The following is an 11,751-nucleotide window of genomic DNA, read 5'->3' as shown; positions in this document are numbered from 1 at the left end:
TGAATTAATTAAGGACAATTATGGCTTTAAACTTAAAAGCAAAATCAGGAAAAAGAACATCTCTAATATGTTTGGTTTTCTTCATTGGAATAATCTATTGCCATTCCCAAGTAACTTATCAAGATGCCTTTCCAAACCTTAGTTTCGAATATCCCACGGAAATAATGAATGCCAATGATGGCACGAACAGGTTGTTCGTTCTGGAACAAGCCGGACGAATAAAGGTTTTCCAGAACGACCAAGGCACTACCGTAGTGAATACTTTTCTAGACATCCAGAGTACCGTCAGTTTTTCCTCTGGGCAGGAAATTGGACTTTTAGGACTAGCCTTTCATCCTAATTTCAGACAAAACAGATATTTTTATGTTTACCACACACGACAGAGCAGTGTCTCCGGTATCAACGTAGAGATCGTTTTGGCCAGGTACACCGTAATGGCCAACAATCCAAACCTTGCTGATGCTTCAACCCGGTTGGAAATCTTAAGCTTCGACAAGAACCAAGGCAATTCCAACCATAATGGCGGTAAGATCGCCTTTGGCCCGGACGGCTACCTTTACCTCTCCATAGGGGACGGAGGCGGTGGCGGCGACCCCAACAAGAACGCACAAAATTTGAACAACGTCTTTGGAAGCATCCTTAGGATAGATGTTGACCTCGATGGGAATAACACCGTTGAATCAAACCCAGACGAGCCCAACGGCAATTATGAGATACCCTCCGACAATCCCAGGGTGGGACAAAATGGATTGGACGAACTCTTTGCCTGGGGAATAAGGAACACTTGGAAGTTCTCCTTTGACCGACCTACAGGGCGCATGTGGGGAGCCGATGTGGGACAAGGGGACATGGAGGAGATCAACCTTATCGTAAAAGGAGGGAATTATGGATGGAACAGGTTCGAGGGGAATACTGTTGAAGACGGATCCACAGTACTGGCCACCACCCCGGATTTAAAGCCCATCTTCGAATATGGCAGGGGCAATGGGGACATCTCCATAACCGGGGGGTATGTATACAGGGGCGCAAGCAACAATCCCCAGATAAAGGACAAGTATATCTTTGGCGACTATATCACTGGCAGGGTATGGGCCCTTGGTTACGACCCCTCTTCAGGGGACGCCACATCCGAGCTGCTTTTTAGGACCAACGGGCAGTACATCTCATCCTTTGGCCTGGATGAAACGGGAGAACTTTACTTTAGCGATTATGGAACATCATCAAAACTCTACAAAATAATCGGAGGCAACAATGGCCCCCAGACCATTGCGGTCAACGGAGTTGGCGATTGGTACGGCATGGGGGAAGGGACCAATGGGACCGTTGGTGCAATGGCGGCCACGAGCGACGATGCTATCGTTGTTGCCGGAGGTTTTACCGCAGCAGGCAATATGGCCCCGTCCAATATCGCCCTGTACGACCCAGAATTGGAATGGAATGAATTAGCCAATGGCGCCAACGGGGACATAAAAAGTATTGCCATAGATAGTGAGGGCAACGTTTTTGTGGGAGGCGATTTTACCCAAATAGGCGGGATCCCTGCAAACAACATTGCCGTTTGGAGCGGAAGTTGGTCCGCACTGGGCCAAGGGACCAACGGCCCCGTTTCTAGTATCGCAATCGCGCCGGACAATAAAGTGTACGTTGGCGGCACCTTCGAAATCGCCGGCGGCACCACTGTAAACAACATTGCCCTTTGGTCCGACGGCTCTTGGCTGCCTTTGACGGACGCCACTACCGGGACAGCGGGGACCAATAATGAGGTGCGCGCTATTTCAATAGATCAAAGCGGCCATATCTACATCGGGGGGAATTTCGACTCGGCGGGAGGAGAATCGGCTCCTAGGATCGCGGTTTGGGACGGCACCGATTGGAGTACTTTGGGCCAGGGAACTAGCGGCTTCGTCCAGGCAATTGCCATTACACAGGAACATGTCTATGCGGGGGGAAACTTCGCCATTGCCGGAAACAATACCGTGAACAGGATCGCGCGATGGGACCGTACGTCCATGCTATGGGAAGCCATGGGACAGGGGCTTAGCGGCAATGTGAACGCACTGGCCATAGATGGCGACTACCTGTATGCAGGGGGAAATTTCGAAACGGCCTCCGATGAGACGGACATCAACATGATCGTAAACAATATTGCCCGATGGAGCGAGGACAAAGGCTGGGAGGCTCTGGGCAACGGAACCGATGTTGGGGTCGGCAACATCGTAAACTCCTTGACGTTCGACGGCACAAAATCCAGGTTGTATGTGGGCGGTACTTTTGACAGTGCAGGCGAAGACAGTGCAAATAACATTGCCATTTGGTCTGAAACATTAGTCCTTCCTCCAATCAATCCTGAGGCTACAGAATTACTCTATCCAAATCCATTCGAGCATTTAATAAATGTAGAAGTGAAAAATTCTACACAAGACACAATAAATGCCGTACTCTATACAATTTCTGGGATATTGGTAAGTTCAAAGAGTTACCCAATTCAAAATGATTTAGTTACACTGGAGTTCCCCATCTTATCCAGTGGTCTATATTACCTGAAAATACAAAATGAGGATACGGATAAGGCGTATAAAGTTATTAAAAGATGATATTACGAGAGTATTAATAAATAATTCCCTGACTAGTATACTAAAAAAAAGGTCTAAGTGGAGGACTCCCTTTAGACCTTTTTATGTTTACTTTATATTTAAAACTCAACAATCTCAAACTCAGATCTTCTATTCAGTTTATGTTTGGATTCAGGACAGTAGGTGTTATTGTCACATTCGTTCGTTAATTGGGTTTCTCCATATCCATCACCAGTTAACCTTGAAGCATCTATTCCCTTCTGACCGATCAAATAATCCAAGGTCTGTTTTACCCTCTTTTCAGATAGCCATTGGTTGTATTTCTCCGCTCCTCTGGAATCGGCATGTGATCCGACTTTTAAGGTCAATGCTGGATTTTCTTCCATTAACATGGCCAACTTGTCCAACAATTCCTTGTATTCCTTGCTAAGGTTCGAAGAGTTGAGACTGAAGTATACATTGCCCAGATCTTTGATTTTATTCTCCAAATCTGTCCTTCTCTTGTTCTCTGCATCTTTTCTAGCCTGCTCTTCTGCAGCCAATCTTGCTTTTTCTTTCTCTTGGGCCAAACGCTCGGCCATAAGTCTGGCCTCTTCTTCGGCCTTTTTAGCAGCAGCAATGGAATCGGAAACTCTTTGGTTTTCCTGGATTAAGGCAAGCTTTTCAAGTCCTTTTTTACTTAAACCCTTTTCAATGTCAAAGCGATACATTAATGAAGCAGAATGTTGCAAATGATTGGTTAAAGAATTGTCCATGGTCCACTTACCCGAGGAACTGAAATCTAAACCAAATCTATCGGAAATCCATGTCCTGAAACCCACCACTGCGTTATAAGTTCCTCTTCCTTCATTACTTGCTTCGGAATAACCAATCCCTACCCCTACATAAGGATCAAACCAACTAGTTTCACCTATTAACTTATTTAGATCATAACTTAATCTGGCGTCTAAACCAAAATAGTCCATTTCAGTTGAGTTAATGCTGCCATCTATTAGTTTGCCAACTTTATATTTATTGTACGTCCCAATGGCCTCGACCCCCAAACCATTTTTAAAATATCTACCCAAACTTAGACGGGACGGAAAAGCAACTGCATTCCATTGATCTTTGAAATCGAATAATTCTTTAATCATATCCCCCGAATCATCCACAAAATTATAACCCAAGCCAATCATCCATGAACTGGACACAATACTGTCTTTGGAATTCAATTGTAGTTCTTGGCCACTAATACAATTAAATGAGAGAGCACAAAAAATAGCAATACCAAGCGCGTAGGTTTTCATAACAATGTAATTTTGGGATTCTTTATAATCTTTGTCCAAAGCTATGGCAATGTTAAATGGAGACCATTTAAATTCTACAAAAAGCCTTAAAAATCGTTAAGCGGTTTCCTACAAAACCTGTAATTACGATTTCGAAATCCCAATATTTTTTCATCCAAGAAAACGGTATTTTAACCGACAGAATGGGCCTAATATATTACCTAATGGAATTTCTATGTCCCTAAGATAATTAAGAGGAGTTTAAAATATATTGAAGTCTCGTTTTTAATGGAGAACAAAGGTTGATGAACCTTAGTCTGATTTGTGGAAACCGATTTCTTTAGGGGTAAGGGGCATTTTATAAATGCTAAAGGGAGTGGTAGTTACCTCGGTGAATTCCTTCTTGGAAGGTGTCCGCTCTTTTGGACCAAATACAATACTATCCTGGGAATTTTTAATAAGAAGCAACTCCGATCCGCCGACACCCCTAGTAGTACCTGCACAATATATTAAGAGTAGTTCCTTGCTAAAATCCACCTCTGGAATTGAAAGACCTGGCTTTCTGGTCTTGTTTATTTGAATAAAAAAATTCCTTAATGCCTTTGGGTCCCTTACAACTTGAAATTCCGATTCTTCAACCCCACTATAATTATCCTTTAAAACCAGTTGCAGGTACTTTGAATTTTGAATGGTACTATCTGCCTTATCCTTGGACGCCCCTTTTTGCCCAGAACAGGAAATTCCCAAAAGGCATATAAGTAATATTAATAATCGCATTAATTTTGCTGTAAACTTTCGTGTCTCGCCAATAAGGCCTTTTCATATATTGCCTCGTACAATGGTAGCACTTTCAAGATATCAAAATCCATAGCGGCTTTGGCCGCATTGTTCTTGAACTTCTCTAAAGTTTGGTCGTCGCTCAATATCTTGAGTGCATTTTCGGCCATCTCCTCTACATTGCCTACATCGCTTAAATAGCCAGTGATGCCTTGACGGTTAACTTCCGGTATTCCCCCTGTATTACTTGAAATTATGGCTACCCTATTGATCATTGCCTCCAAAGCGGCCAGTCCAAAACTTTCAGTCTGCGACGGCAAAAGGAAGAGATCCGAAAAACATAAAATCCTATCAATTTCATTACTATTACCCAAAAAGATTACCTTACTGGCAATCCCAAGCTCCTCGCACAAACGTTCGGCACCTTCTTTTTCAGGCCCCTCCCCCACCATGATCAACTTGGCGGGTATTTGTTTTTGAATCTTATTAAAAATATGTATCACGTCAGGAATGCGCTTTACCTTTCTAAAATTACTGATGTGGGTTATAATTTTTTCATCTTCCGAGGCCATCAGGGATCGCTGACAGTCTGTGAAGTGCATGCTGTATTTCCTTTTATCTATAAAATTCGGGACAACCTCTATTTCATTTTTTATATCGAACAATTCCAGCGTACTCTCCTTGAGGTTTTGGGAAACCGAGGTAACCACATCGGACTGATTTATACTAAAATTGACTGCTGGCCTATAAAACGGATGTTTGCCAACCAAGGTTATATCCGTACCGTGCAAGGTGGTAACCATAGGGATATAAATTCCCTCCTCCTCCAACATCTTCTTGGCCATATACCCGGCATAGGCGTGCGGAATGGCATAATGCACATGCAATAACTCAATGCCAAACAACTTAATAGTATCTACCAGCTTACTGGAAAGAGCCAATTCATACGGTTGGTAATGGAACAAGGGGTACTCAGGTACGTGTACCTCATGAAAGTAAATCTTATTGCTCAGCAACTCCAAACGCACTGGTTGGCGGTAAGTAATGAAATGGACTTCATGCCCTCTATTTGCCAGGGCAATTCCCAATTCTGTTGCCACTACCCCGCTACCTCCAAAAGTGGGATAACATACTATTGCTATTTTCATCTGTTTATTTTTAATTCATTTTAGAGGTTGTATGACTTGGCATGCCTCAAGGATCCCTCAGCTATTGGCCTAAAAAACCTTAGTCGGACGAATATGGATAAAATTTCAGAATACTAAAACAAAATGATAATTTCCTCCTATAAACCTCAGTTTATATTTATACAAAGTAAAGATTTAATTTATAATCGCTTCATAAATGGCCTTCTGAATCCGTGTTCTTAACCCAGATTTAACCAATAGTGTATTTGAAGCTGAGGGGTAGGTACGGTTGGACAAAAAAACATATACCAAATCCTTTTCGGGATCGGCCCAGGTATAAGTACCGGTAAAACCACTATGTCCGAAACTTTTCCTTGAAACTAAACTGCAGGCGGGGCCACCCCCATGTGGTTCTGGTTTATCGAAACCAATACCACGCCTTACATTTCTATCACAAAAATAGCAGGTATTGAACTTCTTGATCGTTCTGGCCTCCAAAAACTGTTGTCCCCCATAAAAACCATTTTGAAGATACATCTGCATAATCTTGGCAACATCATTCGCATTGCTAAAAAGTCCGGCATGCCCCCCTACTCCGCCCTGCATAGCTGCCCCCATATCATGCACATACCCTTGTACCGTCTGGTATCTATAATAATTATCCTCCTCCGAAGGAACAATATCCCCCTTTAGAAATCTATCCAGAGGATTAAAACCGGTACGTGTAGCGCCTATTGGCTTATACAAAAACTCTTCTGCCAAACCATCCAACCGCTCCTTATAGGTATCCTCAATATACTTTTTCATCACATAATAGGCTATGTCACTATAGCGATACCTGTTGGATTTTAGATGTTGTCTCCCAATCCTGTTATATATAGAATCCTTATACACATCCTTTATGTACAATTGATCCGCCACCTTAAAAGAATAACCGCTGGTTGGTTGCTGTCTGTAAAATTCGCTGGAAGGTTTTCGTTTGTCATCCAAAGTATCGATATAAAAAGCGATCCAAGCGGGCAACCGACCGTAGTGCGATAGCGCCTTTAGGACAGTGACATTTTTTAGGTCGGAATTGGAATAGGCCGGTATAAGTTCCTCGAAGGTATTGTCCAAGGCAATTTTCCCCTCCTCCTCCATCTTCATGACCATGGGCAGGGTTGCCAAAATCTTGGTTATGGATGCCAAATCATAAATATGGTCCGGTGTTATTTTTTCGTCAGAATCATATGTTGGCTTTCCAAACCCCTTATTGTAAATTACCTTTCCCTTCCTCGCTACAACAATCTGTGCTCCTGGAAACATCAAGGAGTCTATTCCATTTTTGACCATTTGATCTACCCTTGCCAATTTACTGGAACTTATACCAACCCTCTCCGGAAAACTATATCCCAAACGCATCAAAGATTCCAATGGAATAGTTGTATTGACAGGAAAATCGGGATGGGAAGTAACGGGTAAAACCCCTTTTGCAGGAAGGGCCCCAAAAATTACCTGCGCCGTTTTTTCCTGGGCTATTTCACTATTTTGATATCCCACGATCACCGCGTCGATACTTTCGAAAGACGTCACATCCAAAAGAGCGTAGGGCTTTGCAAATACGGCCAGAATAAGATTGGAGGTGCGCTCCCTCGCTATTTCCCCCAACCAGGAAAGTTCATTTTTAGTGAACTTATAGGCTTTCCATGGACTCTCATTGCTCTTGTGCAGGCCAATGATCACCAAATTATAATCACTTAACTTCTGTTTTAAGGTGGTTATATCCTTACCGTTAATCTGTGTTACTGTAGCGTATTTGTTCAATTCTTTGAGAAAGGGATCACTATCTGCATCCCCGAATTTTACATAGGCAATTTTCTTATTTTCCAACTTCTTGATCGCCATCAAAGAAAAATCGTTTTTAACCACGGTAATGGCGTTCTCGATAGCCTCCTCATAAAGTACATCATCGTCCAATGAATTTAAATCTTCATAAAGATTATTGGTGTCTATAGGTTTATAGTCATTAAGTCCCACCTTATACTTTGCCATCAAAATCTTCTTTACGGAAGTAGCCAGTCTATTTTCCGTAATCCTACCTTTATTATAGGCTTCCAAAAGTTTGGATTTCGCCTTGGCAACATCTAAAGGCATTAATAGAATATCGTTCCCTGCCAAAAACGCGGAAAGTTCTACCTCGCCTTCCTTGGCAAAATTGGATACTCCCTTCATATTTAGTGCATCGGTGAATACCAATCCTTTGAAGTTAAGCTGTTCCTGCAAAACATCTCCAATAATCTGTTCGGATAAGGACGATGGATAGCCTTCTTTGATTTCCAAGCTAGGTACACTTAAATGGGCCACCATAACACTGCTGAGGCCCTCCTTGATCAACTTCCGATAAGGATATAGCTCAATACTGTCCAAACGTTCCCTTGTAAAATCGATTACCGGTAAAGCTTTGTGCGAATCCACAGCGGTATCCCCATGTCCTGGAAAATGCTTCCCACTTGATAAAACTCCGGCGTTTTCCATACCTTTCATATAGGCAATCCCTTTTTGGGCTACATTCTCACGGTCCTCACCAAAAGAACGATTCCCAATTATTGGATTCTGCGGATTAATATTGATATCAATGTCAGGGGCAAAATTAATGTGCACGCCCAATCTTTTGGCGTGTTTACCTATCCTATTCCCAACTTTTTCCACAATGGCATTATCCTTAATTGCCCCCAAGGTCATATTCCATGGAAAGGCATAGGTAGAATCCAATCTCATTGCCAGACCCCATTCGGCATCCATGCCTATCATTAGGGGAACTTTCGAATTCCTTTGAAAATCGTTGGTCAATTTTGCCTGACGTACCGGACCCCCTGTAGAAAAAATGACACCGCCAATATGATGGTCCTTGATCAACCTTTTTGTTTTTTCTGTACTGGCCTTATCCTGATCCGAAGTAACCATAACCATAAACAACTGTCCCAACCTTTCATCGAGGGACATTTGACTATATGTCGTCTCTACCCAATTGCGTTGAACCAAAGTATCCTTGGTAACCAAAGGGTTTATTTGACCTTGAACAGTGTATATTGAAATTATAAATAGTAATACGAGGTAATTAATGCGCATAAAAAAATCCATCTTTGATGGTAACTAAGAATTATTTGAATTATTGTACTTATCCGAAAAAGAACACAAACCTATAGTTTAGCTGTCTTTTAATCCGATTAAGCTTACATAAAACGACCATGCCAACTCTCTTCTGCCGGCACCTCCCAATGATTCTGATATTCGTGCTTATTGGTAACCAAATTATTAAAGACAATGGTGTTTTTGGAAACAGCTTTTTGCTTGGCCATTTTCTTGAAGTCGACCAAGGATTTGTAAGCTACAAAATCGCCCTGTTTATAAGAAACATTCATTTTGTCCAACAATTCCTCCTTGTATTTTTGCTCCATCTGCTGAATAAAGCGTACAGAAGCATCTATAGAGCATCCACTGGCAGCGTTAAGGGTCTGATCCAAGGCTAGGATGATAAATCTATTATACCTAATTTCATAGCCGGCGCGCAAATCGCTACCATGAGCAGTCCAATCCGCTATAAAGGCATCCAATTCTTTCCTCAACTGCTGTAATTCCTCTTCAGAAAAACTTCTGCTAGCTTGAAAGATCCAAACTCTAGATTCATCCGGTAATGTGTTAAATTCTACGAGCATTTATTAAATTTTTAATGTTCACCCAAACGATTTTTCTATTTAATATATCGTTCGGTTCTATTCTACCTGGTCTTGATCTTGGTCTGTCTAATCTAAAGTATGGTTATTTGCTATTATGTTGATTTCCTCCATAGCTATTCAAAGTAGCCCTAGGATATCATGTTTATTTTTTCGCCATATTTACAAATCCTCTGCACTGGCGATCAACTCGGCAATATCCATTACCGCCACGGAGGACTCTTTTTCCTTATTTTTTACCCCATCGGTCAACATGGTGTTGCAAAATGGACAACCGGCGGCTATTATTTCGGGTTTGGTTTCCAAGGCCTGTTCTGTACGTTCAATGTTAACATCCTTATTACCTTTTTCCGGTTCTTTGAACATTTGGGCCCCTCCAGCACCACAACACAATCCACGTTTTTTACAATTCTTCATTTCCACCAGTTCGGCATCCAACTTGCGTATCAAATCGCGTGGTGCTTCATACACATTGTTGGCCCTACCCAAATAACATGGGTCGTGAAAAGTAATTCTTTTACCTTTAAACTGACCACCTTCCATACTGATACAGCCTTCATCCAACAATTGTTTTAGAAATTGGGTATGATGAACCACCTCATAATTACCGCCAAGGCCAGGATATTCATTTTTAAGGGTATTAAAACAATGAGGACAAGCCGTAACCACTTTCTTTACCTCATAGGCGTTTAATACCTCTATGTTGGTCACTGCCTGCATTTGAAACAAAAATTCATTTCCCGCTCTTTTTGCGGGATCTCCCGTACAGCTCTCTTCGGTACCCAATACGGCAAAGCTAACATTTGCCTTGTTCAAAATCTTTACAAAAGCCTTCGTTATTTTTTTTGCCCGATCATCAAAACTTCCAGCGCAGCCCACCCAAAACAATACTTCCGGTTGCTGGCCTGCTGCAAAAAGTTCTGCCATTGTGGGTACTTTCAATTCATTTTCCATGATAACGGTAATTTCTTTATGATTCCTTGGACCAGTTAAGCCTATCCATTTGATTGAATGGCCAAGGAGCCCCATTATTTTCAATATTTCCCATCATATTATTTAAATCCGATGGCGCAGCGGATTGTTCCATGACCAAATATTGGCGCATATCCATTATTATGGACAAAGGATCAATACTAACAGGGCAGGCCTCTACACAAGCATTACACGAGGTACATGCCCAAAGCTCCTCATGTGTTATATAGTCTCCCAATAACTGTTTACCATCTGCAACGAACTCTCCCTTATTGGCATCAATATTCTTGCCAACTTCTTCCAACCTATCCCTTGTGTCCATCATAATCTTCCGTGGGGATAATTTCTTACCCGTTTGGTTGGCCGGACATTCACTGGTACATCGCCCACATTCAGTACAGGTGTAGGCGTTAAGCAGTTGTACCCATTTAAGATCCATGACATCTGAAGCTCCAAATTTTTCTGGCACAGGTGCATTCTCATCAGGGGCAGCGAAGGGATCAGCACTTGGATCCATCATTAACCTCACTTCCTTGGTCACCGCCTCTAAATTATCGAACTGGCCCTTAGGTTTAAGCCTTCCAAAATAGGTATTTGGAAATGCCAACAAAATATGTAAGTGCTTGGAATAATATAAATAATTCAGGAACATTAGAATACCAACAATATGTAACCACCATGCCGATCTTTCTATCAAAATGATGGAGGATACAGACATTTCTTGAAATAAGGGGGCAATAAACTGGCTCACAGGAAAAGCCCCTGCCTTGGTATAATGTGCCACGTCCATTTGCTGCAATTGATAATCAGAGGCATTCATGGTCAGAAAAAGTACCATCAGGACCAATTCTATATACAGAATTAAATTTCCATCTTTTTTTGGCCACCCGCTCATCTCGGGATTCAGGAATCTCTTCAACTTAATAAGGTTTCTGCGAATCCAAAAAACAACCACTGCTATAATTACCAACAAGGCAAGAATTTCAAACGATCCTATTAGAAAACTGTAAAATCCACCTAAAAAGGCAAATATCCTATGGGTACCAAAAAGACCATCTATAATAATCTCCAGCACCTCCAGATTAATAATGATAAAACCTAGATAGACAATGATATGAAGAATCCCTGGAATAGGACGTACTACCATTTTGGTCTGTCCCAGTGCAATCCTGAACATGTTGTTCCACCGTTGGGATTTATTATCACTGGTGTCTACCGCTTTGCCCAATTTTATATTTCGGGAGAGCTTTTTAATATTTTTTGCAAAAAATCCAATTCCCGCAAAAAGTACAATTGCAAAAATAATATTAGGAATATAATCCAT

The 11,751-nt window shown here is 41.8% G+C and carries 8 protein-coding genes; 1 reads left to right on the top strand and 7 read right to left on the bottom strand.

What is annotated here, in order from left to right:
- The first annotated feature begins 20 nt into the window (after window positions 1–20).
- Window positions 21–2,594 carry a PQQ-dependent sugar dehydrogenase gene (locus tag U735_RS24480; protein WP_034248101.1) on the top strand — a complete coding sequence of 858 codons (2,574 nt, stop codon included), beginning with the start codon at window positions 21–23 and terminating at the stop codon, window positions 2,592–2,594.
- A 98-nt stretch (window positions 2,595–2,692) separates the two neighbouring features.
- Here the strand turns inward: U735_RS24480 and U735_RS0107930 are convergent, their stop codons facing one another.
- From U735_RS0107930 to U735_RS0107900, 7 genes are all read right to left on the bottom strand, one after another.
- Window positions 2,693–3,859 carry an OmpA family protein gene (locus U735_RS0107930; RefSeq protein ID WP_031443311.1) on the bottom strand — a complete coding sequence of 389 codons (1,167 nt, stop codon included), beginning with the start codon at window positions 3,857–3,859 and terminating at the stop codon, window positions 2,693–2,695.
- 291 nt (window positions 3,860–4,150) lie between these two features.
- On the bottom strand, window positions 4,151–4,615 hold the full coding sequence (locus U735_RS0107925; protein ID WP_031443310.1) for a hypothetical protein: 465 nt from the start codon (window positions 4,613–4,615) through the stop codon (window positions 4,151–4,153).
- Window positions 4,615–5,763, bottom strand: coding sequence for an N-acetyl-alpha-D-glucosaminyl L-malate synthase BshA (bshA, locus tag U735_RS0107920; protein WP_031443309.1), 1,149 nt, complete (start codon window positions 5,761–5,763; stop codon window positions 4,615–4,617). The genes U735_RS0107925 and bshA overlap by 1 nt, the downstream gene beginning before the upstream one ends.
- A 174-nt stretch (window positions 5,764–5,937) precedes the next feature.
- Window positions 5,938–8,850 (bottom strand): glycoside hydrolase family 3 N-terminal domain-containing protein, encoded by a 2,913-nt coding sequence (locus tag U735_RS0107915; protein WP_031443308.1) that lies wholly within the window; start codon window positions 8,848–8,850, stop codon window positions 5,938–5,940.
- Window positions 8,851–8,954: 104 nt separating this feature from the next.
- On the bottom strand, window positions 8,955–9,437 hold the full coding sequence (locus U735_RS0107910; protein WP_031443307.1) for an ABC transporter ATPase: 483 nt from the start codon (window positions 9,435–9,437) through the stop codon (window positions 8,955–8,957).
- Window positions 9,438–9,617: 180 nt separating this feature from the next.
- On the bottom strand, window positions 9,618–10,409 hold the full coding sequence (locus U735_RS0107905) for a (Fe-S)-binding protein (RefSeq protein ID WP_031443306.1): 792 nt from the start codon (window positions 10,407–10,409) through the stop codon (window positions 9,618–9,620).
- Between the two features lie 16 nt (window positions 10,410–10,425).
- Window positions 10,426–11,751, bottom strand: coding sequence for a (Fe-S)-binding protein (locus U735_RS0107900; protein WP_031443305.1), 1,326 nt, complete (start codon window positions 11,749–11,751; stop codon window positions 10,426–10,428).

The sequence above is a fragment of the Arenibacter algicola genome, from assembly GCF_000733925.1.
GTDB classification, from domain to species: domain Bacteria; phylum Bacteroidota; class Bacteroidia; order Flavobacteriales; family Flavobacteriaceae; genus Arenibacter; species Arenibacter algicola.
The sequence above is the reverse complement of the archived record's forward strand: the minus strand, read 5'-3'. Positions and strand labels throughout refer to the sequence as shown.

Bases quoted from the DNA above. Each gene is read 5' to 3' on its own strand.
- U735_RS0107910 (WP_031443307.1), bottom strand. From the start codon at position 9,437: ATGCTCGTAGAATTTAACACATTACCGGATGAATCTAGAGTTTGGATC.
- U735_RS0107905 (WP_031443306.1), bottom strand. From the start codon at position 10,409: ATGGAAAATGAATTGAAAGTACCCACAATGGCAGAACTTTTTGCAGCA.
- U735_RS0107900 (WP_031443305.1), bottom strand. From the start codon at position 11,751: ATGGATTATATTCCTAATATTATTTTTGCAATTGTACTTTTTGCGGGA.
- U735_RS0107915 (WP_031443308.1), bottom strand. From the start codon at position 8,850: ATGCGCATTAATTACCTCGTATTACTATTTATAATTTCAATATACACT.
- U735_RS0107930 (WP_031443311.1), bottom strand. From the start codon at position 3,859: ATGAAAACCTACGCGCTTGGTATTGCTATTTTTTGTGCTCTCTCATTT.
- U735_RS24480 (WP_034248101.1), top strand. From the start codon at position 21: ATGGCTTTAAACTTAAAAGCAAAATCAGGAAAAAGAACATCTCTAATA.
- U735_RS0107925 (WP_031443310.1), bottom strand. From the start codon at position 4,615: ATGCGATTATTAATATTACTTATATGCCTTTTGGGAATTTCCTGTTCT.
- bshA (WP_031443309.1), bottom strand. From the start codon at position 5,763: ATGAAAATAGCAATAGTATGTTATCCCACTTTTGGAGGTAGCGGGGTA.